This window comes from Pseudomonas petrae (assembly GCF_021728295.1).
In the GTDB taxonomy this organism is placed as follows: domain Bacteria; phylum Pseudomonadota; class Gammaproteobacteria; order Pseudomonadales; family Pseudomonadaceae; genus Aquipseudomonas; species Aquipseudomonas petrae.
On the sequence record NZ_JAKJXE010000020.1, the window covers coordinates 13,090 to 36,920 of the forward strand.

20 protein-coding genes and 1 pseudogene are annotated in these 23,831 nt (G+C 55.0%); 11 read left to right on the forward strand and 10 right to left on the reverse strand.

Going from position 1 to position 23,831, the window contains the following annotated elements:
* Window positions 1–10 precede the first annotated feature (10 nt).
* Together L4G42_RS24355 and L4G42_RS24360 are read right to left on the reverse strand one after the other, a co-directional pair.
* The gene (locus tag L4G42_RS24355; protein ID WP_237254255.1) at window positions 11–862 is read right to left on the reverse strand and encodes a sugar phosphate isomerase/epimerase family protein; all 852 of its coding nucleotides are present in this window, start codon (window positions 860–862) and stop codon (window positions 11–13) included.
* Window positions 863–1,312: 450 nt separating this feature from the next.
* Window positions 1,313–1,447, reverse strand: a pseudogene (locus L4G42_RS24360) (LysR family transcriptional regulator); the annotation flags it as partial.
* A 243-nt stretch (window positions 1,448–1,690) separates the two neighbouring features.
* On the opposite strand from L4G42_RS24360, the gene L4G42_RS24365 reads away from it, so the two are divergent.
* From L4G42_RS24365 to L4G42_RS24385, 5 genes are all read left to right on the forward strand, one after another.
* Complete coding sequence (locus L4G42_RS24365) at window positions 1,691–2,935, forward strand: tyrosine-type recombinase/integrase (protein WP_237261265.1); 1,245 nt, start codon at window positions 1,691–1,693, stop codon at window positions 2,933–2,935.
* Window positions 2,936–3,025: 90 nt separating this feature from the next.
* Window positions 3,026–4,816 (forward strand): AIPR family protein, encoded by a 1,791-nt coding sequence (locus tag L4G42_RS24370; RefSeq protein WP_237261268.1) that lies wholly within the window; start codon window positions 3,026–3,028, stop codon window positions 4,814–4,816.
* A gap of 427 nt (window positions 4,817–5,243) precedes the next feature.
* Window positions 5,244–6,233, forward strand: coding sequence for a hypothetical protein (locus L4G42_RS24375; protein ID WP_237260003.1), 990 nt, complete (start codon window positions 5,244–5,246; stop codon window positions 6,231–6,233).
* A gap of 245 nt (window positions 6,234–6,478) precedes the next feature.
* Window positions 6,479–6,919: a hypothetical protein gene (locus L4G42_RS24380; RefSeq protein ID WP_237260002.1), complete on the forward strand. Its 441-nt coding sequence runs from the start codon at window positions 6,479–6,481 to the stop codon at window positions 6,917–6,919.
* A gap of 455 nt (window positions 6,920–7,374) precedes the next feature.
* Window positions 7,375–7,764: a response regulator gene (locus L4G42_RS24385; protein WP_237260001.1), complete on the forward strand. Its 390-nt coding sequence runs from the start codon at window positions 7,375–7,377 to the stop codon at window positions 7,762–7,764.
* A gap of 278 nt (window positions 7,765–8,042) precedes the next feature.
* Here L4G42_RS24385 and L4G42_RS24390 read toward each other — a convergent pair whose 3' ends face one another.
* From L4G42_RS24390 to L4G42_RS24420, 7 genes are all read right to left on the reverse strand, one after another.
* The gene (locus L4G42_RS24390; RefSeq protein ID WP_237260000.1) at window positions 8,043–8,597 is read right to left on the reverse strand and encodes a tyrosine-type recombinase/integrase; all 555 of its coding nucleotides are present in this window, start codon (window positions 8,595–8,597) and stop codon (window positions 8,043–8,045) included.
* 1,688 nt (window positions 8,598–10,285) lie between these two features.
* Window positions 10,286–10,927: a hypothetical protein gene (locus L4G42_RS24395; protein ID WP_237259999.1), complete on the reverse strand. Its 642-nt coding sequence runs from the start codon at window positions 10,925–10,927 to the stop codon at window positions 10,286–10,288.
* Between the two features lie 248 nt (window positions 10,928–11,175).
* Window positions 11,176–11,373, reverse strand: coding sequence for a hypothetical protein (locus L4G42_RS24400; protein ID WP_237259998.1), 198 nt, complete (start codon window positions 11,371–11,373; stop codon window positions 11,176–11,178).
* Window positions 11,370–11,630 carry a hypothetical protein gene (locus L4G42_RS24405; RefSeq protein ID WP_237259997.1) on the reverse strand — a complete coding sequence of 87 codons (261 nt, stop codon included), beginning with the start codon at window positions 11,628–11,630 and terminating at the stop codon, window positions 11,370–11,372. Before L4G42_RS24405 ends, L4G42_RS24400 begins: the two co-directional genes overlap by 4 nt.
* Entirely contained in the window at window positions 11,630–12,247 is a 618-nt protein-coding gene (locus L4G42_RS24410; RefSeq protein WP_237259996.1) for a hypothetical protein, read from the reverse strand. The genes L4G42_RS24405 and L4G42_RS24410 overlap by 1 nt, the downstream gene beginning before the upstream one ends.
* 154 nt (window positions 12,248–12,401) lie before the next feature.
* Complete coding sequence (locus tag L4G42_RS24415; RefSeq protein WP_237259995.1) at window positions 12,402–12,812, reverse strand: hypothetical protein; 411 nt, start codon at window positions 12,810–12,812, stop codon at window positions 12,402–12,404.
* A gap of 1,035 nt (window positions 12,813–13,847) precedes the next feature.
* On the reverse strand, window positions 13,848–14,795 hold the full coding sequence (locus tag L4G42_RS24420; protein WP_237261270.1) for a LysR family transcriptional regulator: 948 nt from the start codon (window positions 14,793–14,795) through the stop codon (window positions 13,848–13,850).
* A 203-nt stretch (window positions 14,796–14,998) separates the two neighbouring features.
* Between L4G42_RS24420 and L4G42_RS24425 the strand changes: the two genes are divergently transcribed.
* The 3 genes from L4G42_RS24425 to mmsB all read left to right on the forward strand — a co-directional run bounded on the left by L4G42_RS24425 (window position 14,999) and on the right by mmsB (window position 18,959).
* Entirely contained in the window at window positions 14,999–16,327 is a 1,329-nt protein-coding gene (locus tag L4G42_RS24425) for an MFS transporter (protein WP_237254240.1), read from the forward strand.
* 57 nt (window positions 16,328–16,384) lie between these two features.
* The gene (locus L4G42_RS24430) at window positions 16,385–17,911 is read left to right on the forward strand and encodes a CoA-acylating methylmalonate-semialdehyde dehydrogenase (protein WP_237254239.1); all 1,527 of its coding nucleotides are present in this window, start codon (window positions 16,385–16,387) and stop codon (window positions 17,909–17,911) included.
* A gap of 157 nt (window positions 17,912–18,068) precedes the next feature.
* Complete coding sequence (mmsB, locus tag L4G42_RS24435; protein WP_237254238.1) at window positions 18,069–18,959, forward strand: 3-hydroxyisobutyrate dehydrogenase; 891 nt, start codon at window positions 18,069–18,071, stop codon at window positions 18,957–18,959.
* A gap of 395 nt (window positions 18,960–19,354) precedes the next feature.
* Here the strand turns inward: mmsB and argH are convergent, their stop codons facing one another.
* Window positions 19,355–20,782, reverse strand: coding sequence for an argininosuccinate lyase (gene argH, locus L4G42_RS24440; protein ID WP_237259993.1), 1,428 nt, complete (start codon window positions 20,780–20,782; stop codon window positions 19,355–19,357).
* A gap of 261 nt (window positions 20,783–21,043) precedes the next feature.
* Between argH and L4G42_RS24445 the strand changes: the two genes are divergently transcribed.
* From L4G42_RS24445 to L4G42_RS24455, 3 genes are all read left to right on the forward strand, one after another.
* A complete protein-coding gene (locus L4G42_RS24445; RefSeq protein WP_237254236.1) occupies window positions 21,044–21,808 on the forward strand; it encodes a sulfite exporter TauE/SafE family protein in 765 nt (254 codons plus the stop codon).
* A 213-nt stretch (window positions 21,809–22,021) separates the two neighbouring features.
* Window positions 22,022–22,606, forward strand: coding sequence for an NADPH:quinone oxidoreductase MdaB (gene mdaB, locus L4G42_RS24450; protein ID WP_237254235.1), 585 nt, complete (start codon window positions 22,022–22,024; stop codon window positions 22,604–22,606).
* Between the two features lie 53 nt (window positions 22,607–22,659).
* Window positions 22,660–23,556 carry a LysR substrate-binding domain-containing protein gene (locus L4G42_RS24455; protein ID WP_237254234.1) on the forward strand — a complete coding sequence of 299 codons (897 nt, stop codon included), beginning with the start codon at window positions 22,660–22,662 and terminating at the stop codon, window positions 23,554–23,556.
* Window positions 23,557–23,831: the final 275 nt, after the last annotated feature.

Consider the following 23,831-nt stretch of genomic DNA (forward strand, 5'->3'; position numbering starts at 1 on the left):
GAAACGCTCCTTATCGGCTTGTGGTGTGGGTGAAACGCTGGAAATGTTCGCGTTCGGTCTGGCCCATCCACACGTTCAGCGACCAGAGATCGGCCACCGGCACATTGGTGAAAGGCAAGTGATGCAGATAGCCGTCGGCGCCGAATTCAGGCGTCATCGTGCTGACCTGACAACCCCGCGCCTGCTGGAATTTCCACACGGCTTGCCAATGCTGCTGATGGAAATTCAGCTCGCGGGCGTACTCGGGGGCAGCGGGATGCGGGACTTGCGGACCCTGGTCGTAACCGACCCGAGCCTGAATGTGATGAACGCGCTCGACGAACGCGCTGAGGTCGTCTTCCGGGTCGTCGAGCAAACGCTCGCAAGTGACGATCCAGTGGCTGATGTCGCTGGTGAAGCGCAGATCGGGCAGTTGGCGGATCAGCTCAAGGGTGACCCAGGGATTGAACAGCGAGCGCGCGCGGTGGGTTTCGAAGGTCACTGTCTGCCCATGTTTGCGCGCCACCTCCAGCGCCTGACCGAAGAAGTCCACCTGCTGCGGCAATTGCCAACGGTCGTTGCCGGCCAGCACGTTGACGAAACGCGGTGCCAGTTCTGTCGACCAGGCGAGCTTCTGTTCCAGATCGCTAAGGTGTTCTGCAGTGGTTGCTGATTGTTCCGGGAGGACGTCGTAGGCGGTGAACACCGTGGCGATGTAAGGCACATGATTGGCGCGCAGGAAGGCACCGAATTCCGCACGCTCGACAGGCGTCAGCGGCAGGCGTGCTTCCATGCCGTCGAATCCGGCTTCCAGCAGCTCATCCAGCGCCTGGGCCTTGCTGGCGCGATAGCCCCAGAGCGTGCGGAAGATTTCCAGTTTCATCGAGCGTCCTCAAAGATTGCGTCGTGCGGCTGACGTGTGACCCCAGACAGGGCTCCGCCGCGGCGCACGCCGAGACGGGGTACAGCGGCAGTCACATCAGAAAAGGCAATCTTCGGGCCGTGTCTCTCGTGGACGGGCTCCTTTATTGCGGCCGATCTTAGATTCGGCCGATGAACGGGAAGAATAGGAAAGCTCAAATGCATAGTTCAGAGATTTCTGAACTATGGCGAGGAGGGGCAGGGCAGACGTTCGGACCCGTGTAGGAGCGCGCTTGCCCGCGAAAAATGCATCAGGCGCCATTGATGGGCCTGATGCAACGCCATCGTTGGGATGCGATCCAGAAAAAGCCCGATTGCTTACAGCGTCCGATCCCGATCCGACACATTGAGGTCGGCTGTCCAGGCGCCTTCGCCAGCAAGCCGGCTCCTGCATTTTGCTGTGTCCGATCACTCAATCCACAAACGTCATCCGATCCGCCTCGCCCGACAGAAACGCCTGATTGCGCTCAGTGGTCTCGCGGATGTAATCCCACAACAACGTGATCCGCTTGAGCTTCCTCAAATCCTCGCGGCAATACATCCAGAACCACAAGGGCGTAAGGGTCCTAACCAATGATTACGGGACCTTACGACGATGATCAACGCATCAAGCTCCTCACATGTCACAAGTCCTGTCACAAGTTTTGAGCCTCACATCAGGCCGACAACGAGGCTTTCCAAGCCGTATCACTACCGCCGTAATGGGATTTACTACTTCCGCCTGAGGGTAACGGGCAGCACAACCAAAACGGTCTCTGTATCGCTCCATACGAATGACAGAAGCAGGGCTATGGATGCGTCGAGCTACATTGCAGCGTCCGTTAGGGCGTTCCATCGGGACTGTCTCGACGCTCAATGGCACCAGATCAGGGATAGGTTGGTACAGAGTGCAGCGGGCTTACTGAATCCCGATCACCACCACGATACGCAGCGACTTTGGGGCGGTCTTCACGCCGATGTTGATACACTCCGTCCGGTGCTCAATTACGGCCCTTCACCGACCTACCCAGAGCATGAAGTTGAAAGCTTGAATACAAATACCGAGCCTGCACCTAACCCGTGCCCCGTAGGGCTCGCTCCTCTGACGTTTGAGGTGCTGTCGAGGCTCTACCTTGCAGACAGGGCTGGTGAGCAGAAACCCACTACCCTGAGCAGCACACGGTTCACCCATGGCGTAATCGGGAACATTTTAGGAGAGCTGGATTTACGAACCCATACCCGTGAAGACCTCGTGACGTTGAGGGAACAACTTGTGATGACCCGCAAGCCGTCAACGGTGAATCAGATGCTGATGAAGGTCTCGGCTGTTCTGAATTGGGGGATGAACAACGGTCACCTCGTCAAAGCATTCGATAAGAAACTGAAGTTCACCAAAGGGGTAGAGTCGGCACGGAGGGCGTTCAATCAGGATCAGATTGGCATGCTGATGGACCACGCCAGTAGGCTGCCTGAGCACTCATGGAAGCGATGGTTGCTGAGCCTTGGGATTGTTACGGGTGGTCGACTGAATGAAATCTCGCAGTTGTGCGTGAGCGACATTCAAACGCTTGAGTCAGGGGTGGTGGTTATCCACATCAATGAGTTCGGTGAGGGGAAGTCAATCAAGAATAAGCGCAGTGAGCGAAAAGTGCCGCTGACTGACGGTGCCTACGGGTTCGACCTTCAAGCGTTTTTGCGGTACGTCGAAACTTCCAGACTGAGGGGGAGCGTTTCGCTGGCACAGATCGGCTACAGGTCAGCAGGCGAGTGGGTTAACCAGCATGCGATTCCTCAGGCTCTCGGGGAGTGCTACGTCAAAGGCTTGGTGTTCCACTCACTCCGCCATTCGCTTGCTTCTCTAATGCAGGCTAAAGGAGTTCCACTGACTCACGCTCAAGCGGTAATGGGACACGCTTCAGGCACAGTCGTTTTCGATACCTACGGCTCTGGAGTCCCGGTTGAAACCATCGCAAGTTTGCTCGGAGACCTGTTCGCAGCCGGTAGCAATCGATGGTCATCATATCTTGCAGCAAATCAGACAAGCCCCGGCCTCTAGCGGAAGCAAACAGGGTCTAGCTCAAAAAAAATGCCCGTATGGCTGCAGATGGCACTTAGCTCAGCGTATAGTAGCCAAACAGTGGGCTGCATGGCGGTGCAGTTCCAAAGTTTATATGTAAAAGCGCAAGTACATTGTTCAATAAATTATGGAATTCAAGGATCGATGATGGACAAAATTACTGGGTCTCTCTTGTCAACTTTTGTTAAGCAGAATGAGTTGTCCACAAACGAATTGTCGACTCAGTTTGAGCACTTCGTCAATTACGCGATCACTTCAAAAGTTTTTAGGGGTAGCTTTGAACTTGATGATGTTCATGTGGGTTCAGGTGGTGACTGTGCTATCGACGGGTTGTGCATTATCGTCAACGGTCGTCTCATTACCGATGAAGATGTTCTGAAGGATGTTGTTGATAACTCTGGATATCTAGACGCTGACATTACATTTGTGCAGTCCAAAACAAGCTCTAACTTTGATGGGTCATCGATTGGTTCTTTTATCCATGGGGTCAAGGATTTCCTTTCCGATGCTCCGCAATTGGTTCAGAACACTGCTATCAAGAAGATGAAGTATGTGTGGGAGCTTATTGTACAAATGTCGGATCATATGGTGAACCGTCGGCCTAACTGCAGGCTGTTTTATGTAAGTACAGGGAAATGGGTCGGTGATGATAATTTGGTTGCAATCATAAATAGTGGGAAAAAAGAAATAGACCAATTGAGTCTTTTTGATGCTGTATCAGTTGATGCACTAGGAGCGACTGAATTACAGAGAATGTATCAGGAAACGAAAAATCGGTTGTCTGTAACGGTGAATTTCCAAAATCGTATTACACTCCCTGACATTGAAGGGGTTGCTGAAGCTTACCTTGGAGTTATTCCATTTGATGAGTATGTGAAGCTGATTCAAGACGAGAGTGGGACGATCTACAGTATCTTTGATGATAATGTGCGCGACTTTCAGGGCGGCAACGTTGTAAATGCTAAGATTAAGAACACTCTGGATCAGGGGAAGTTCGATCTTTTCTGTGTCTTGAATAATGGGGTTACCGTAGTTGCTGGTTCTCTAACTCCTGCTGGGAATCGCTTCACAATTCGTGATTATCAAGTGGTAAATGGTTGTCAGACCAGTCATGTCTTGCACGAGTGCAGAAAAATAGAGGGTATAGAAAAAGTCTACGTTCCAATGAAAATCATTGTTACTGATGACGAGGATATTAAAACCAACATTACGCTTGCGACTAATAGTCAGACGGAAGTTAGAACCGAGCAACTTGAAGCTCTTAGTTCGTTTCAGAAAAAATTGGAGCTATATTACGCAGCCGAGAAAAACACAATCCAGCTATATTACGAGCGCCGTTCTCAACAGTATAACTCTTTTGGTGATGTCAAACGTACGCAAATCATCTCTATTCCTACGCAGATTAAGTCCTTTGCGTCAATGTTCCTGAATTCACCCCATCTGGTTTCAGGGTACTACGGGACCATAGTTAAGCGGTTCAGTGGTAAGATTTTTAATGAAGATCACAAGTACTCAGCATATTATGTTAGTGGTTTGGCTTATTATCGTATAGAGCAAATGTTCAGAAGTGGGGAGCTGGATTCGGGGTATAAAAAATTCAGGTTTCAGTTTATGCTCATAGTAAGAATGCTAGTTATTGGTGAAGCGCTGGACTACTTCAATTCTAATGCTTTTGATAAAGCATGTGAGCGGTTAAAGTCGATTCTTCTTGATGACGATAAGTCGGCGGAGTTATTTAAGCAGGCACAAACTGTATTTGACAATTCCAAGCTGGATAAGACAAAGCGGCAATATAAAGCTGAGTCGGACACAGACCTTGTAATCGAAGCTTTCAGAACGCAAAAGGCATCGAAGGCGTAATAAATATCACGCGGTTCTCAAAAAATCGTGCTGCGGACAGCATTCAAACTCGAAGGCGATTAACCTTGCCGGGGCTGCGCTGGACCAATGGTGGCGGGTTATTGAAGAACGTAATATCCGCTCACCAATCAAGGAGCGTAAGATGAGACGGTCAATTTTCGTATTAAGCCTGTGTGCAGTATTGGGCGGATGTCCCAGCGCTGACAAGGTGTCCTCGCGCAACTCAGGTTCCGCTTCGCACCAAGCAATGAAGCTCCCGTGTAGGCGTCGTCAAATACCTGAACGACGGAGCTGGGTTTGTCAGGAAGCAACGCCGTGAGGACGCCTCCAAGCAGACGTTCACCGCTTGCAATGGACGCTACAAGATCAATGCCGAGGGCTGATCACCTGAAGGCGGTGCAAGCATCGCCAACGGAAACAGCACCTATTGGATGCAGTCAAACTACTGGTATATCCAGTTTTCCTGCCAGTAGCCTTCACAACGACTATAAATCTACTAGAAGATAAATCGATGAAATGGCTAGACTTCGATCCGCATACCACCTTCCTTAAGCTCAAGGCTGTCGTGTATGTAGTTGCCACGATATTTGCACTCGCTGCCACGGTGACATTCACTATTGTCTGTTTTACTTCAGGACTGAAGTTAAATTTTTCGAGTCAAGGATGGAACAACGCGTTAGAGATATTCAAAGTACCCCTTGGGCTGCTCGCAGTCGCGATTCCACTCATAGCTTTGCTTGCAGCCAACCATCGTTCAGTTCAGTCCAAGGCTCAGATGGAGCTAACCCAGTTTCAGATAAATCATACCCAGACAAACAATTATGTAACTAACTATTACAAACATGTTGACGAGTTCCAGAAATACCTTGGAAGTCATCATTTCGGGTTTACTGAAGAGAAAGAAGGGCATCCGGAGGTTGCCTACCCTAGGAAGCTTCATAAAACGCTATTTCCTGAAGCTAGGAGGGGCATCCTCACAGTCGATAAGGAATTTATAATCACGTTTATAGCAGACTTAGAGAAGATACTGTCTATAACTTCTGTCTTTGAAGCAAGTTACTATGATAAGCGACTCCAAGGGTGTATAGACATAAATCGAAAACTAGAATCTTTAGCTAGGAAGAATTTCATTGTAGGCTTTCGCTCCCAAGATTTTCCTCACATCGTCCATGAGGGTGGAGTAGTTAAATCAGGGCCAACAGTGCGTGAAATAATACGCCCTATAGGGATAATCGCGACTATTCTAAATGAAGCAATGCTGTTTGACGAAACTTATGATGTGCCAGAAATACTTAGACAGCTTACGGCATTTCGTTTTGATCTGGTGCCTGATGATGTTCCAGATAACAGCGTCAACTATCATTTTAAAAGGCAACTCTTGGATCAGACGATGCAATGGCCCGATGATGAGGACTAAGTGCCCCTGATATTTCAGTAACGAAGCTCACTCCGCCGCCCAGACATTCACTTTCGAGGGCATACTGCCGTTGCATGAAATCAAGGGGGCGCTGGAAGTGGCGTTGCATGAAGCTAAAGAGCGTGATGGTGTTGCACATGAAAGGCTGGAACAGGATCAGCCTGCACCAGCGACGTTTTCGCTGGAGTAGTAAGACCGATTTGTTAGCCATACTCTGCTGCGCCTAACCTTCGAAGGAATCGAACATGACCGCCGAGCTTCACATCGCTGACCAGATATCTCTCAAGGCAGCAGAGGAATCCGCCAAGCTCGATCAGTTTCTACTCGGCGCCACAATGGCCGTTTGTGCATACCTCGCACAGAACAACGTCTACATGCCGATAGGCATGAATCGCAGCACAGTGATGATTGGTTGCATGCTGATCTTCGCCACCAGTGCAGCGCTCGGGTTCATGCGACTGAACACTGTGGTGAAGGTCTATCAAGAGAACGCCAAGCTCGTGGGTGCGGACAACACTGAAGACGAGACCGATTACAAGGATGAATGCCAAAGGTTGCTATTGTCGTCCAGAAGGTATGGGCACATTCGGAACGTCTTGCTGTTTATAGGGCTCGCCTACTACATTGCTGCCAAGGTTGGAGCGTCTTACTACTGCCAAGGCTGCATGCCCAACCTTCCCGGTTAAAGTCTTCGCTGGTGATAATCCCCACTGCCCGGAACAGACCCGCGCATACGACAATCCGACCGTGCGAGCCTATCCGACGAGCGACAGTGGCAATGTGGCATTGCATCAGGATAATGCAGCGCCCTATGTCCGTTACCCTGCTGAGGATTGCAACAAATGAAGTCGTGTGTGGCTGCACTGGTGAGCTGTGTCTTTGCGTTGAGCTTGATCGGGTGGGAAAGGTTGTCCAAAGCCGGAGAAGCGTTAGCACCGGCGAAATCCGAGGCTATGCATCCGTTGAGGGAACAGGATGATCGTCACTTTGTAATGTAAAGGTGTGTGCGGAATCGCCAAGGTGCTTTTGGGCCTTTGCTGGAAAATTCGGCCCGGCAAGGGCAACCATTGCCAATGTGCCTGAGTGAGATTGCAACTTCTGGCCGTTACGCTCCCTCTCCCCTCTCATGGAACGTGCACTGATGATTTACGACGCACATGGTGTAAACGTCGTTACAGGGAAAGTGGTCATCGTTGAGGATGACGTACTGATGTCCAGCATTCTCATGGACATACTCACGGACATGGGCGGCTCTTGCATATCGTTCATCACTGCCGATGACGCACTGATGAACATGTTGCAAGACAATACCCCTTGCTCGCTGGTGGTAACTGATCACACGTTGCCGGGTCAGCTGAGTGGACACGAATTTGCCCTAATGGTGAAAGAGCGCTGGCCCACTGTGCCCGTGGTCGTGACATCGGGTTTCGGCTTTAACGTCGTGGGCGAGCTTCCTGCTGGGGCTGTCTTCCTGCCCAAGCCTTGGTCTGTGCGACAGATGGTCGAGGCGGTCAGTTTCTTGGTGAAGTAACCCCCGCCGCCCAGAACAGAGATGCACATTCGAAGGCGACTGAGTTTTCTGGCTGGAAAATAAGCTGGGGCGCTTTGAACGCTGGGGACGGATTTACACCTGAACGGTTGAGTGAGTGTCACCACTCGCAAGGCTACTTCGCTGTTTTCCACAAATAACACCTGACGACCCTGCTCGATGGCGCTCTTGGCGTGCTCACTGCTGTGGTTTGGTCACCTGTTCCGCCAGGAACAGACATGACAAAGCCCGCATCGCGGGCCTGTAGTGAGCGTGTAGGACTAGAACACGAACTCGTGGTACGTCGCAGCAACTTCAGCTTGAGTGATGCCGATGTACGCCATCGTCACGGCTGGGCTGCTGTGGTTCAGCACCTTGCATATCATCTCAATAGACCTTCCACCGTCGTACATCAGCCAGCCACGGGTTTTACGCATGCTGTGTGTGCCCAGTTGCAGGCTCATCTCATCGCCTACAGCCTTGAAGGCGTTAGCCACTGCTACCCGGCTCACCGCTTTGCCCTTGGCACGGTTGCTGTCAACTTCGAACAGAAAGGTATGGGAAGGGTGAGCTGCCCTACGGCGGGCGATGATGGCCTTCGCAGAACTATTTAGGTCGATGGAACGAGGCTTGCCGGTCTTGCCCTCCTTGATCACCAGCTTGTCACCTTGCACATCATCAAAGGTGAGACCAAGTAAATCGCTGATGCGGAGTGCGGTATTGATGCCGAAGCGCCAGATGTCGGCATACAGAGTATTGCCCCGAGCGTTCTTGGTCAGCTTACGGCTGATCGTTTCTGCCTCGCCTTCCGTCTTGACCGCCTCAACGATGTTCATCTTAATTAACACTCCGTGGCAAATTTGCTCGATGTGTTAATTAGACCATGAGCTACCACTCTGTGTCCAGCGTTTCCGTGGCTTCGCTTATTTACACAACCCTATTCTGTTAATTAGGACTGCTGGCGAGCGGGTTGCAATGGAAAGCGGATTACTTGCCGTGGCGACTCACCTCGCCGCTGGAAACAATTCTGACCTCGCGGTCAGGATGACTTGCTGGCGCTCGCCTTGCAGAATTTCCTGCACAAATGAAATCGGGGAGGCGATTTCAATCGTTAGCGTGCTAATTAATAGGTTTGAAAGCATCCAGCCTAGCAACTGGTCAGCACAGGCCCCGGAAACACTGGGCTACAGCTGAGCAACTATAAAAGACATGCAGCTAAAACCATAGTTTTCGTATGGTTAATTTGAATTATTGTGGTCTTACGACCGAATTCCCCAGATGAAAGCCAAGCGCCCTATACCGTGTAACCACTGAGTCATTTTTCTGGAACCACTGACGTGTGTCGCCGCCAAAGCTGTAAACCAACAGCAATTTGTAGTCAGCGCGAGCGAGAACGTTATGATTTCACGAAACGATAAGCTCTTTGCATGGAATTTCCATTGGCGACTCAAGCAGCACGTCATTATGTGTCGAGGCTGCCAAGCTATCCAACGGAAAGACGCTCAACACCAAGCATTTGAACATGCACCGAATTGCAGCATGGCAGGCAAAAGGGATGTGCCTTGGCGTGATCTGGATGAAATCTCAGAGCGGACGGGCTGATGTCCTTGATTGGATGCGTGGGTGATCTGTATTCTTGACGCACCCTGATCAAGATGAGTGCTCGACAGCATGGCAAAGAATGGCCCGACAGTCAGAGACGTAGACTTTGCCGGTGTGTCCTTCAATGTGTTGCTCACGCTCATCGCTATCATCTGGGGCGCTGGGATCATGTATGTGCTCGTACACATCTGATCGCCCCAACGAGAAGTCACGCTCATAGCGTGCATCGCTTCGCTCGCCTTGACGCTATGGAATGTAACGTTTTAGCTAGGATCAAATCGGCTGGAGGCCACGTATATCAAGGGGTGTAGCGTGGTTACAACTGGGCAATGACTGGCTTCGCCCCTTGGGTAAGTCAGGCTCATAGCGGAGCTATAGGGTGATGTCAGGCGTTCTGCACTGGCAGACCAAGAGCTGATGCACGGTCAAGGCAGTGATCATCACAGCGGTTAGCTGTAAGGTCATTCACCATTGAGGTTAATCCCCACCTCACGGTGGACGCATCTACCCATGACCTTCGGTCGAACACTAACCAATAAATGAGATCAACAAAAATCCTGCTCTTCGCTTGTGATCTTCTGTTTCGTGCACAATCACGAAGTGCGACAGCACTCGTTACCACGAAGAAGTGGCTAACCCGTATGCGGAGCATACAGTTTTAAGATCAAAGGCAAGAGCAAGAGCGGTTTTGTGTAGACTTATTTTATTTGAGTGTGATTCTGTGCTGAGTTTCTTCAGTGGTGCGAAGTCACAGAGTGTAAACCTTAGACGTTGACGTCTGGTTGTTCCGTATGCACTTCTGCACCTTATATATATCTTCTGTTCAAAAAGTGCAGATGCGATCCATTGGGTGTGAACCACTCTCTGACATGACTCACCACACCTGTGCACTATATGTATATTCTTTGTTCAGAAGGTGCAGTTACATGCAAAGAGCCTCATACTCTGTATCCATCGCAAGTGGCGGACGCTCAGACGGGGTGATCTGAGGCATGCGCACCACCATCCTCTCCACCGCCCGTTCCATGTGCTGGCCTTGGACCAGCGGTCCGCCCGGATAATCGCCGGTCAGTTGCTTGAGCATGTAATCACGAACATGCCATGCGGAAGCGCCGGGGCAAAGCTGGCATACATCAGCTGTCAGTTCCTCAAGCCGATCCATCAAAATTGTCGTGCCAATGACGATAGCTCTTTGAGTTGCCTCTGCCGACTGTGGGTCCATCCAATCAGGCCGGACAAACACATCATCAGGTAGTGCCCGCTTCACTCGTTGTAAAATCTTTGGCGGGATAGGTTCGCCGCTTTCAATGCCGAATGCTTTACGGATGAACCTGTTTAGTTCGCTGCGAGCGATTCCTTCCGGGCGAACACCCAGTGGAGTAATTTGCTCTATCAGGAAGTAATCAGTGTCATACACCTTCACGGTGCTTAGATTCCGTTTGCACCAGTCAAAGGTGACACCTTCACTGGAGAGACTTTCTGCAATCTGTTTGTACTGTGCCCCTTTCGAGCGCATTTGGATCGCACGTGCACGGGCTTCTTCTGTGACTTTACTCTTCGCCATTGTTCATTCTCCTATTTAAGTTCATTTCATGGGCAGTTCCTCGCGGTTGTGCCAGATGGGTAAGTGTCAAAACCCAGACATCAGAAAACCACACTCCGAGATCACCTTGCGGTGGCGGATGTGAGGTCTGGGTCTTCGTGTTGAGGGGCCGAATATACGCCTAAATGCCTTTCAGGTCAAGCGCCCATCAACGGTACAAGTTGCCATGCTGCTATTGCCTGCAACGTTCTAGATGCATTGTAGATGAGTCAAAGTGACTTCAGTGAATACCCGGCTAGAATTTCAGCTAAAACCATTGACTCAGGCTTTGCTGCAAAAATACCACGTAGCACAATGCTGGCAAGAATCGGGAATGTTTGAGCGACGGGTGTTCCGAATTTCTCTACGACGTATGTTCGAGCTGCGGACTCGTAGTCCGATTGCTGCATGATTTGCTGGTAGTTCATTGATTATGCTCCCGCTTGATAACCCAATCGCCCATGCTCCCTACTCCAGTCAAATCCGCCGGGAGGATGAAAGATTGATATGGCTGACGACCGTTGGCCTTGTTGTGCTCTGTGCATGCAGTAAAAACATGACCTTCGCCATGCTCGCTGGCTTTCATCACGAGTGTCCATGTCGCCTGCGACTTTTGCACCGGCACTTCAACTGGCAGTGTTTCAGGCGCCCAGCGGCGCCTTAGAATTAGTTCAAGGTTGTCCATTAAGCAGCTTCACCGTTTTCATTCAACTTGCCTTTCGCAATCAGTGTAGTACGAAGCTTGTTTCTACTGTCCTGCATTTCAGCTCTCACCCTATCTGCGAGTGCTTTTTGCGCAGCCTGCTGTTTTTCTGCTTCCTTTCGAGCAGCAGCGGTAAGCGCAATCTCGACTTGGCGATCTTCTTCTTTGCGCTGGGCCTCTTCGATATCGGCAAGGTATTGGCTTTTGAGGTCGGCATACATAACTTCCAAGTCTGCCGCCTGTTGCTCTGGTGTCTTCAATAGTGAGATTTGCACGAGATAGACCCCGTTAGCATTCCCCAACATGTTGAAGCTGTTCAGTGGCGATGTATCAGGGAGTTTCGCGTACCCTGCTGAAAGGAGTCGATGGTATTCATCAGCGGCAGCTTGTAGTCCTTCTACCTGAACTTCCACGATGGCGCCCTTGTGTTGACTGTGAGGCATCTGAATAGAGGACTCATAGCGAGACTTCAAATCCCGAGACATTCTGTCGAACGTAGTCTGTGAAAACACATTCTGCATAACTGTTGTAACTGGCTCAATCACTGGATTTACGATGGCATCTTTTTCAAGTGCAGCGGCGAATAATGTGTCTTTCATTTAATTTTCCTCTAAGGTTGTTGTTTGCCTGAATGTAGGCAGGGATAGCGTGATATTTGCTGTTTTGATGCTTGTTCTACGAGGGCTGTAGGCGTGTGAAAGCTGCAAGTGACACTATGCCCTTACTTGCATGTTCTGATGCCCTGTAGGGCCATTAAAATCCGTATAGCTTGAGATAAGCACGAGCAGCGACAATGCCCATGCCGATAGCGTGATGCAGATCGTATTCGTCAGCGTCAGGATGGTTACGAATCCAAGTGAGGATGTATTCTTCTCGGTCTTGCACCGAGACTGTTTGTTCCGCTCTGGTTCGCTGCGATATTGCCTTGGCGTTCCCTATCTTACCTTTTGACACTTGATCAGCAATGTGAGCGGACTTCTTCATCAGCTCGCCAATGTCTAACAGAGTCTCATGACTTTGGCTCATGTGCTTATCATAGAACCAGAGGGATTGCTCGTTAGCAAGGACAAACTTTTTCAGTTGTGTATCAATTGGCGTGTAACTTGTAGCAATAACCCCCACAACAAGATTGCTGGGACGGTTGACAACAAAGTAATTGCTCATAGTGAATCTCCATAGAAAGTTTCCTCCTTTCGTTTGGGTTGGGTTGGATTGGGTTAAGCGATTGCAGGTATGAATGGGTTTGCTTTCTTACGCATTAACGTACGATGGCAATCAAGACTGCATGTCGTAAGCGTCCCATTCTCCGGAAAACTCCGCTGACAGATGACGCAGCGTATATACGGGGTTGTTAACATAGTGGTTTTTCCTCCTAGGGTTGGGTTTGTTATTTAATACGTTTACGGTACAAGATCGTGTAGCACTTCAAGCCGCATGTCGGCGTTGATGTTGCTCTTTGTGTTGCTACAGGATCGCCGCATACGACGCACGGACGGTAGATGACATTATTGCGTTTTCTGGGCAAGATGATGCCTCCTTAATAAATGTGCAGGATTGCAAGATTAGCGAAGTCTGGATAAAAAAGAAGGCCACGAAGTGGCCAAAGCATCCAGATGCCGGGAGCGGTGTTACTTTAGGAATTTGTGCCTATGCCGAAGAAAGCTTAAAGCTTAAGGCGAAGCTTGCGAGTCACAACCACGAAACTCTAACTGTTGTCGATCCATGTTACAGCTGGAACACGAGGTAGGCGGTGGATAACGCCTCGATCTATCGTACGTCCGAACGCAACTACTCGAAGGAGGACGAGACTGGTTCGGAGTTTGAATTAGGGGTCTGGCGATATTTCGGCAGGATTGAAAGCTTACTACTCAAAACTGCCCTACCTATCTCTATTTTACACCCTTAAAGGCTATTTGTCAAGAATCTTTACACTTATACCGTTGTTTTCTGATTCTATATGTGCTAGCGCCGTAAATGTTAGGGCGACTTCGCCATGTAGGACGCAGTTGTCGTGACACTCCCTCCAGTTCCGGGAACAGCCGTTCTGCAAAAGCGTAGCGACTGACTTTACTGACTGACACGCACCGCGACGAGCCGTGCGTGGGCTGTGTAACAAGTCCTGTCACAACCGCTGTCACAAGTCATTGCAACAGAAGCCCGCTCGTCGTTAGGATTGGTCTCCCTTACCCCTGTGGTTCTTCAATCCACAAACGTCATCCGCTCCGTCCTGCCCAACAGAAACGCCTGATTGCGCTCAGTGCTCTCGCGGATGTAATCCCACAACAACGTGATCCGCTTGAGCTTCCTCAAATCCTCGCGGCAATACATCCAGAACTGCCTCGTGATATCCACCTCACCCTCCAGCACCGGCAGCAGCCGCGCATCCTGTGCCGCCAGAAAGCACGGCAGAATCGCCAGCGCTCGTCCCTGCAATGCAGCGACGTATTGGGCGATGACGCTGGTGCTGCGCAGGGTGGCGTGGGCGCCGGGGAGGAGGTTGCTGAGGTAGAGCAATTCCGAGCTGAACGCCAGGTCGTCGACATAGCTGATAAACGGATGGTCGGCGAGGTCTTCGGTCTTGAGGATCGGCGCGTGATTGTCGAGATAATCCTGAGTGGCGTAGAGCCTCAGGCTGTAATCGCACAGTTTGCAGCACACGTAGGGCCCGTGCTCCGGACGCTCCAGCGCGATGACGATGTCCGCCTCGCGCTTGGACAGGCTGATGAAGTGCGGCAGCGGCAGGATATCCACCGAAATGGCCGGGTACGTGTCGGTGAAGTGACTCAGTTGCGGGGTGATGAAGAAGCTGCCGAAGCCTTCGGTGCAGCCCATGCGCACATGCCCCGACAGCGCCACGCCGGAGCCGGAAACCTGCTCGCAGGCGATGTGCAGGGTGCTTTCGATGGACTCGGCTGCGCCCAGCAGTCGTTGGCCTTCTGCGGTGAGGATGAAGCCGTTGTTGCGGGATTTTTCGAACAGCAGCGTGCCCAGTGAAGTCTCCAGCGAGCTGATCCGACGCGACACCGTTGTGTAGTCCACCGCGAGGCGCTTGGCCGCGGAACTGGCCTTGCGCGTGCGTGCCACTTCGAGAAAAAACTTCAGGTCATCCCAGTTCAGCGCACTCAGGGACGTGATGTTTTTTTGCATGTTGAACCTGCTTTTATGTGCGTTCTTATTAGAAGTTTGCACATCTATACTCCGAAGCGCGGCCGGATCCAACCGATGCAGCCCCCAGCAATGACGCAGTTCTACGGAATCAGTGATCTATCGAGGACGATTTCCAGTTTCAAATAAATCCACATCCCACACGCCATAACACCCTGCACAACAATAAATAAGCGGAGGAGTTTATGAAGAACGCTATTACGGCGGACGCTGGCGCACTCGATGCCAGCCCCGTGAAAAACGCACGATCCTACCGGCTTGCCGGTGCGGCGAGCATGGCTGGTACGACCATCGAGTGGTATGACTTTTTCCTCTACGGCACGGCTGCCGCCCTGATCTTCAACAAGATTTTCTTCCCTGCACTGGACCCGATCATCGGTGTGCTGGCGGCATTCGCCACCTACGCCGTGGGCTTTCTTGGCCGGCCATTGGGCGGCATCGTGTTTGGCCATTTCGGCGACAAGATCGGGCGCAAGTCCATGCTCTTGTTCACCCTGATGCTGATGGGCATTCCGACCATCATCATCGGCCTGATTCCCACCTACGAACAGATCGGCTACTGGGCCGCAGTGCTGCTAGTGGCGATGCGGTTTCTGCAGGGCATGGCGGTCGGCGGGGAGTGGGGCGGTGCGGTGTTGATGGCCGTCGAGCATGCGCCCGAGGGCCGCAAAGGTTTCTACGGCAGCCTGCCGCAAACCGGCGTTGGCGCAGGGCTGGTGCTGGCCTCGCTGGCGATGGGCATGGTCGCCAAATTGCCGGAGGCCGACATGCTCAGCTGGGGCTGGCGGATTCCGTTTCTGGCCAGCGTTGTGTTGCTGGGCGTGGGCTGGCTGATTCGCCTGAAAGTCCCGGAGTCGCCCGATTTCGAGAAGCTCAAAAAAGACAACATCGCCGTCAAGGTGCCGTTGTTCAAAGTGTTCAGCGAGCATCCGAAGGAAACCCTGACCATCATCGGCGCGCGCACTGCCGAGAACGCCTGGTTTTACATGTCGGTGACCTTCGCATTGGCGTACGCCGCCAATCAGTTGCTCATCCCCCGTGCCGACGTGCTGAGCGCGATCACTGCTGGCGCTGCGCTTTCTCTGGTGACCATGCCGCTGTGTGGCCACCTGTCCGACAAGGTCGGGCAGAAACGTCTGTATTTCGCCGGGCTTCTGCTGCTCTGCGCCTTCGTCTACCCGTTCTTCGCCATGCTCGGCACCCGCGAACCACAGATGGTGTGGTGGGCGATGGTGCTGGCAGTGGGCGTGGTCTTCCCGATCCTGTATGCGCCGGAATCCCTGTTGTTCGCCCGGCAGTTTCCGGCGGAAATTCGCTACAGCGGCATCTCCGTTTCGGTGCAGTTGGCGGGCGTCCTGGGCGGCGGATTTGCGCCGATGATCGCCACGCAATTGCTGGCCATGGGCGGCGGCAGTCCGCGCTACGTGATCGCCTACCTGATCGGCATGGCGCTGGTGGCATTGGTCTGTACTGCGCTGATGAAGCGCGATCCCCCTCGCCATCGCGCTGCCTGAAATCGACTTTTTTCAGCGCGCTCAAGCAGGCGCGCTGCCTTGAATGGAGCAATGGCAATGAACGTGTCACTGAACAAAAACAACACCACCGTGGCCCGCGTGAAGCTGCTGATCGGCGGTGAATGGGTTGAGTCGCAAACCACCGAATGGCTCGCCGTGGTCAACCCCGCCACCCAGGAAGTGCTGACCCACGTGCCATTCGCGACGGCCGCTGAGGTCGATGCCGCCGTCGCCGCCGCGCAGAAGGCGTTCACCACTTGGCGGCACACGCCGATTGGCGCCCGCATGCGCATCATGCTCAAGTTGCAGGCGTTGATCCGGGAACACTCCAAGCGCATCGCCGTGGTGCTTAGCGCCGAACAGGGCAAGACCATCGCGGACGCCGAGGGCGATATCTTCCGCGGCCTGGAAGTGGTCGAGCACGCGTGCTCCATCGGCACGCTGCAGATGGGCGAATTCGCCGAGAACGTCGCCGGTGGCGTTGACACCTACACGCTGCGTCAGCCCATCGGCGTCTGCGCAGGCATCACGCCGTTCAACTTCCCGGCGATGATTCCGCTGTGGATGTTCCCGATGGCCATCGCGTGCGGCAATACCTTCGTGCTCAAGCCGTCCGAGCAGGACCCGATGTCGACGATGCTGTTGGTGGAGCTGGCCGTCGAAGCGGGTGTGCCAGCGGGCGTGCTCAATGTCGTGCACGGCGGCAAAGAGGTGGTCGACGGGATCTGCACCCACAAGGACATCAAGGCAGTGTCCTTCGTCGGCTCGACGGCGGTGGGCACTCACGTTTACGACCTGGCCGGCAAACACGGCAAGCGCGTGCAGTCGATGATGGGCGCGAAGAACCATGCCGTTGTATTGCCGGATGCCAATCGCGAGCAGACCCTCAACGCACTGGTCGGCGCCGGTTTTGGTGCGGCGGGTCAGCGCTGCATGGCGACGTCGGCGGTGGTGATGGTCGGCGCGTCGAAGCAGTGGATTCCCGACCTGAAGGCGCTGGCGCAGAAGCTCAAGGTGAACGCGGGAAGCGAGCCGGGCACCGATGTCGGGCCGGTGATTTCCAGGCGCGCGAAACAGCGGATTCTCGATCTGATTGAAAGCGGCGTTCAGGAAGGCGCCACCCTCGAACTGGACGGGCGCGGCATCACGGTTGCGGGCTTTGCGGACGGCAACTTCGTCGGGCCGACGCTGTTTACCGGCGTGACCACCGAGATGCAGATCTACACTCAGGAAATCTTCGGGCCGGTGCTCGTGGTGCTGGAGGTGGAGACGCTGGATCAGGCCATCGCATTGGTCAACGCCAACCCGTTCGGCAACGGCGTCGGGCTGTTCACTCAGAGCGGTGCGGCGGCGCGCAAATTCCAGAGTGAAATCGACGTGGGTCAGGTCGGCATCAATATCCCGATTCCGGTGCCGGTGCCGTTCTTCAGCTTCACGGGGTCTCGCGGTTCGAAGCTGGGAGATCTGGGGCCGTACGGCAAACAGGTGGTGCAGTTCTACACTCAGACCAAGACCGTCACCAGCCGCTGGTTCGATGACGACAGCGTGAATGACGGGGTGAACACGACGATCAATTTGCGTTGAGTGCGAGGCCCTTTTGCAGGAGCGCGCTTGGCCGCGAAAGCGATCTGCCTGTGACGGGTGAGTTGAGAGACACGACGCCATCGCGGGCAAGCGCGCTCCTACAGGGATCGTACTCCGTCAGTTGGCTTGAGCTGGGTTTTGAACAAGGAGAACAATCATGAAGATCGCATTTATCGGCCTGGGCAATATGGGGGCGCCGATGGCGCGGAACCTGATCCGTGCCGGGCATCAGCTGCATCTGTTCGACCTGAACCAACAGGTGCTGGCCGAGCTGGCCGAATTGGGCAGCCGCATCAGTGAGTCGCCCAAACATGCTACTCAGGGTGCCGACCTGGTCATCACCATGCTCCCGGCGGCCGCTCACGTTCGCGCGGTTTACCTGAATGAAGACGGCGTATTGGCTGGCATCAGCGCAGGGGTGCCGGCGGTGGACTGCAGCACCATCGATCCACAGACCATCCGCGATGTGGCGGCCGCAGCGGCGAAACAGGGTGTAGTCGTTGGCGATGCGCCGGTGTCGGGCGGCACTGGCGGCGCGCAGGCCGGGACGCTGACATTTATGGTCGGCGCGAGTCTTGAGCACTTCACGGTGCTCAAGCCGATCCTGGCGCAGATGGGCCGCAACATCGTCCATTGCGGCGATGTCGGCACTGGCCAGATCGCCAAGATCTGCAACAACATGCTGTTGGGCATTTCCATGATCGGCGTGGCAGAAGCCATGGCGCTGGGCAATAGCCTGGGCATAGACACGGGCGTGCTGGCGACCATCATCAACAGCTCGACCGGGCGCTGCTGGAGCTCGGAAATGTACAACCCGTGGCCCGGTGTTGTGGAAACCGCCCCGGCGTCGCGCGGCTACACCGGAGGGTTTGGCGCGGAGCTGATGCTCAAGGACCTGGGCCTGGCAACCGAGGCCGCCAAAGCCGCGCGCCAACCCGTGATCATGGGCGCGCTGGCGCAGCAGCTGTATCAGGCGATGAGTCTGCGCGGCGATGGTGGCAAGGACTTCTCGGCGGTGGTTGAGGGGTACATCAAGAAAGAAAACTGATGGCGCACACCCCGGCGTCTTCCCGGCTAAAGCCGGTCCTACAATATGCGCTGGGTCAGTTAGTGGGACCGGCTTCAGCCGGGAAGAGGCCAGCACCAACAGCGCAATTTCGCGGCGTGACATCCGGCGCCTTCCCGGCTAAAGCCGGTCCTACAATATGCGCTGGGTCAGTTAGTGGGACCGGCTTCAGCCGGGAAGAGGCCAGCACCAACAGCGCAATTTCGCGGCGTGACAACCGACGCCTTCCCGGCTAAAGCCGGTCCTACAATATGCGCTGGGTCAGTTAGTGGGACCGGCTTCAGCCGGGAAGAGGCCAGCACCAACAGCGCAATTTCGCGGCGTGACATCCGACGCCTTCCCGGCTAAAGCCGGTCCTACGGGACGACTGCGCGCAATCAACCCCGCGGGCCGCTGTAATCCTTGGCCCACTGCTCCTGCGCCGACAAGTGCAACTTGAACCGCGCGATCTGCTCGGCCACCCGCACCGGCGACGTGCCGCCCCAGCCGTTGCGCGCCGCCAGTGCAGCTTCCAGCGTCAGGCTCTCCAGCACCTCCGGCGTCAGGCGCGGGTCGGTGTCGGCGAGCATTTTCGGCGTCAGCTCCGGCAGCCCGATATCCTGCGCCTCACACAGCTGAACCAGTTGCCCGGTGATCTCGTGGGCTTCCTTGAACGGCACGCCGCGAACGGCCAGCCAGTCGGCGATTTCCGTCGCCAGGGTGAACCCCAATGGGGCCTGACGCAGCAACTCGTCCTTGCGCACCTTCATCGTCCGCACCATGCCGGCGAAGGCCGGAAGGACCAGATTCAGCGTGTCCAGCGCGTCGAAGATGGCGTGCTTGTCTTCGCTCAAATCCCGGTTGTACGACAGCGGCTGCGCCTTGAGCACAGACAGAATCGCTGTGAGTGAACCGATCAAACGGCCGGATTTACCCCGGGCCAGTTCGGCGATGTCCGGGTTCTTCTTCTGCGGCATGATCGAGCTGCCCGTGGCGTACGCATCGTCCAGCTCGACCCAGCGAAACTGCCGCGACGTCCAGATGCAGAACTCCTCGGCCATGCGCGAAATGTTGATCCCCAGCATGCTCGCGCAGAACAGAAACTCGGCCACGTGATCGCGGCTGGCGACGGCGTCGATGGAGTTTTCACACGGGCCGGCGTAGCCCATTTCCGCCGCCGAACGTTGAGGGTCGCGGGCGATGGCAGACCCGGCCATGGCGGCGGCGCCGAGCGGCGATAGATTAAAGCGCTGATCCCAATCCTGCAGGCGCTGGATGTCACGATGAATCGCCTGGGCGTGGGCCATCAAATGGTGACCGAAGACAATCGGCTGCGCCTGTTGCAAGTGGGTGAAACCGGGCGCAATGGTCTCGATATGTGCTTCGGCCTGACCGACCAATGCCTGCTGCAGATCAAGAATCGACAGGGTCAGCACGCGAATTCGGTCACGCAAAAACAGCCGCATGTCGTTGGCCGTCTGATCGTTGCGCGAGCGCCCGGCGCGAAGCTTGCCGCCCAGTGCGCCGAGGCGTTCGGTAAGCAGGCGTTCGATGAAGGTGTGCACGTCCTCGTCGGCGGGAATCGGCTGAATCGTGCCGGCGGCGAAGTCCTCGTCGATTGATTGCAGCGCGTCGATGATACGGCGGGTTTCGTCGGCATCCAGCAAGCCGGCGCGCTCCAGTTCATGGGCGTGGGCCTTGGACCCCGCGACGTCATAGGGCGTCATGCGGAAATAGACGGCGGGCGAGCGTGACAGGTTGGCCATCGCTTCCGCCGGCGCTGACTTGAAGCGCGCGCCCCACAGACGCTCAGTTGCATCGGACATATGCATTCCCCCTTCAAACACGTGATTGCTGGCGAGCCAGGCGTCGACGACGTCAGGGAATCCTAGGAAAAACCGGCTGCCGTTGAAACGTGACAAATGGCAAGTCGGGTTGGCAGAAATGGAAAGTTGCGTCAGCAAATCGCTATTCAGATACGGGGTGCTGACTATTTTTCTGTTACCGCAGGTGCCCGAATGTGTTGAAGTGGCGCCGATTGCAACGCCCTATGTTTCCCCTTGTCGACTTTTTCGCAGGATGCGCCCATGGATGGTTTCCTATCGCTTTATCAACACCTTGGCTGGACCTTGTCAGTGCTGGTCATGTTGACGTTTCTGCTGGCGGGGACGGTCAAGGGCGTGATCGGCATGGGCCTGCCGACGGTTGCGATGGGCCTGCTCGGTGCGATGATGCTGCCGACCCAGGCGGCGGCGCTGCTGCTGATTCCATCGACGCTGACTAACCTATGGCAGCTGGCAACCGGTGGGCATTTGCGCGGACTGTGTACGCGGTTGTGGCCGCTGCTGCTGACGATCGTCATCGGCACGATGCTAGGCTCCTACGCGCTCGGCCTCGGCAACGGGCACGGCATGGCGAGGGCGCTGGGCGGCGCGCTGTTTGTGTATGCGCTCTGTGGCTTGTTTCTGCCGACGCTGAAGGTGCCGCCTACTGCCGAGCGTTGGCTCGGGCCGCTGTGCGGATTTATCACTGGCCTGGTCACTGCGGCCACCGGTGTCTTCGTCATCCCGGCGGTGCCCTACATCCAGGGCCTGGGGCTGGATCGCAATGAACTGGTGCAGGCGCTGGGGCTGTCGTTCACCGTCTCGACCCTGGCACTGGGCGTTGGCCTGTTCTGGAACGGCGCGGTGGGCAGCGCCGAAATGGGCGCCTCGTTGCTGGCGCTGATTCCCGCGTTGCTCGGCATGATGTTCGGTCAGTGGCTGCGTCAACGGATCAGCGCGCTGGTGTTCAAGCGGATGTTCTTTATCGGCATGGCGCTGCTGGGCGCGCACCTGATGATCGCGGGCTGATTACGCAGTGTCCGGCCCACATTCACGCTGTCGTTCAGTCAACGTAAATTCATCAATAAGCGTCTGATTCGTGATTCACGCGCAAATGTATTTTGCCCCTCCCCGGCTTATTCCCGTCTCGTCTGCCAGATATTCTGCCGTCCATTCCAATTGAAGACCCTCAATCCAGTACCGCTGAACCGCGGGCTGCATTGACGACGGACGAGGCTTGATATGAAAAAAGTACTGTTTCTCAACGGCGGCAAACAATTCGCGCACTCCGACGGCCGCTACAACACCACGCTGCACGAAGCCGGCCTGGCGGTCCTGGACCGTGCCGGTTTCGAAGTGCAGCAGACCTTCATCGATGGCGGCTACGACGTGGCCGAAGAAGTGCAGAAATTTCTCTGGGCCGACGTGATCATCTGGCAGATGCCGGGCTGGTGGATGGGCGCGCCGTGGACGGTGAAAAAGTACATCGACGAAGTCTTCACCGAAGGTCACGGCAGCCTGTACGCCAGCGACGGTCGCACCCGTTCCGATGCGTCCCAGCGGTACGGCAGCGGCGGCTTGCTGCACGGCAAGCAATACATGATTTCGGCCACCTGGAACGCGCCGCAGCAGGCGTTCGATGACCCGACGGATTTCTTCGAAGCCAAGGGCGTGGATGCTGTGTACTTCCCGTTCCACAAGGCCAACCAGTTCCTTGGCATGACCGGCCTGCCGACCTTTCTGGCGGTGGACGTGATGAAGATGCCGAATGTGGAAGCAGACGTGAAGCGGTATGAAGCACATCTGGCCTCGGTGTTCGGAATCTGAACGCGGACCCGCAAGCGCGCTAATATCCAGCCTCTTGTGAGCGGGAGACAACAGTGAAAGCCAGGTCGGATGAGTTGCAGGTGTTTGTCACGGTGATCGAGAGCGGCTCGATTTCCGCTGCGGCCGAGCAGGTCGGGCAGACGCCATCAGCGATCAGCCGCACATTGTCGCGACTCGAAGGCAAGCTGGGCACGACGTTGATCAACCGCACCACGCGGCGCATGGACCTGACCGAGGAGGGCAAGTATTTCCTTGAGCGGGCCAGGCAGATTCTGGATCAGATGGAAGAGCTGGAAGAGCGCATGTCGGTGCGCCAGCAGACCCCGTCCGGCCGTTTGCGGATCAACGCGGCGTCTCCCTTCATGCTGCATTCCATCGTCCCGTACGTCGCCGAGTTTCGCGCGCTGTACCCGGACATCCAGCTGGAGCTGAACAGCAACGATCTGATCATTGATCTGCTGGAACAGAGCACCGATGTGGCGATCCGCATTGGCGTGCTGGCCGATTCCACCCTGCACGCCCGGCCCCTCGGCAGCAGCCCGCTCAACATTCTCGCCAGCCCTGAATACCTCGAAAAGCACGGCACGCCGAAAACCGTGGCGGCGCTGAGCGGGCATTCGCTGCTCGGCTTCACCCAGACCGAAACCCTCAATCACTGGCCGTTGCGCCACGCCGACGGGGATCGGCTGTTCATTCAGCCGACGGTCTCGGCATCCAGCGGCGAGACGTTGCGCCAGCTGGCGTTGGCGGGTGAGGGCATCGTGTGCCTGTCGCACTTCATGACCCACGAAGACATCCGCCAAGGCCGCCTCAACGTCATCCTGCCCCAGGCCAACAGCGGCTATCGCCAGCCGATCCACGCCGTTTACTACCGCAACTCGCAGCTGGCGTTGCGGATTCAGTGCTTTCTGGATTTCATTCAGAAAAAGCTGGCGGTGTACGCGTCTTGAGCCTGGTCACTTGGCATTGCATCCGGTCGCTCCCGATTTGACCTTTCGCACTCACTTCCTGCCGCTGAAGGGTTGCTCGCAGGGGGGCATCGTAGGAGCGCGCTTGCCCGCGAACGCAGTGTGTCTATGACGAAAATGCAATCTGACACACCGCCTTCGCGGGCAAGCGCGCTCCTACAGTGGGTCGTGTGAACCTTCAAGATTTTGGAAACACCCGTGGCATTCCACGTCTTGTTCATCCAGCTGGAGGCGCGTGGTCGATTGGGTTTCGGTGC

Bases quoted from the DNA above. Each gene is read 5' to 3' on its own strand.
- L4G42_RS24380 (WP_237260002.1), top strand. From the start codon at position 6,479: ATGACCGCCGAGCTTCACATCGCTGACCAGATATCTCTCAAGGCAGCA.
- mmsB (WP_237254238.1), top strand. From the start codon at position 18,069: ATGAAGATCGCATTTATCGGCCTGGGCAATATGGGGGCGCCGATGGCG.
- L4G42_RS24420 (WP_237261270.1), bottom strand. From the start codon at position 14,795: ATGCAAAAAAACATCACGTCCCTGAGTGCGCTGAACTGGGATGACCTG.
- L4G42_RS24400 (WP_237259998.1), bottom strand. From the start codon at position 11,373: ATGAACTACCAGCAAATCATGCAGCAATCGGACTACGAGTCCGCAGCT.
- L4G42_RS24445 (WP_237254236.1), top strand. From the start codon at position 21,044: ATGGATGGTTTCCTATCGCTTTATCAACACCTTGGCTGGACCTTGTCA.
- L4G42_RS24425 (WP_237254240.1), top strand. From the start codon at position 14,999: ATGAAGAACGCTATTACGGCGGACGCTGGCGCACTCGATGCCAGCCCC.
- argH (WP_237259993.1), bottom strand. From the start codon at position 20,782: ATGTCCGATGCAACTGAGCGTCTGTGGGGCGCGCGCTTCAAGTCAGCG.
- L4G42_RS24430 (WP_237254239.1), top strand. From the start codon at position 16,385: ATGAACGTGTCACTGAACAAAAACAACACCACCGTGGCCCGCGTGAAG.
- L4G42_RS24355 (WP_237254255.1), bottom strand. From the start codon at position 862: ATGAAACTGGAAATCTTCCGCACGCTCTGGGGCTATCGCGCCAGCAAG.
- L4G42_RS24415 (WP_237259995.1), bottom strand. From the start codon at position 12,812: ATGAGCAATTACTTTGTTGTCAACCGTCCCAGCAATCTTGTTGTGGGG.
- mdaB (WP_237254235.1), top strand. From the start codon at position 22,022: ATGAAAAAAGTACTGTTTCTCAACGGCGGCAAACAATTCGCGCACTCC.
- L4G42_RS24410 (WP_237259996.1), bottom strand. From the start codon at position 12,247: ATGAAAGACACATTATTCGCCGCTGCACTTGAAAAAGATGCCATCGTA.
- L4G42_RS24365 (WP_237261265.1), top strand. From the start codon at position 1,691: ATGGATGCGTCGAGCTACATTGCAGCGTCCGTTAGGGCGTTCCATCGG.
- L4G42_RS24385 (WP_237260001.1), top strand. From the start codon at position 7,375: ATGATTTACGACGCACATGGTGTAAACGTCGTTACAGGGAAAGTGGTC.
- L4G42_RS24405 (WP_237259997.1), bottom strand. From the start codon at position 11,630: ATGGACAACCTTGAACTAATTCTAAGGCGCCGCTGGGCGCCTGAAACA.
- L4G42_RS24370 (WP_237261268.1), top strand. From the start codon at position 3,026: ATGGCGGTGCAGTTCCAAAGTTTATATGTAAAAGCGCAAGTACATTGT.
- L4G42_RS24395 (WP_237259999.1), bottom strand. From the start codon at position 10,927: ATGGCGAAGAGTAAAGTCACAGAAGAAGCCCGTGCACGTGCGATCCAA.
- L4G42_RS24390 (WP_237260000.1), bottom strand. From the start codon at position 8,597: ATGAACATCGTTGAGGCGGTCAAGACGGAAGGCGAGGCAGAAACGATC.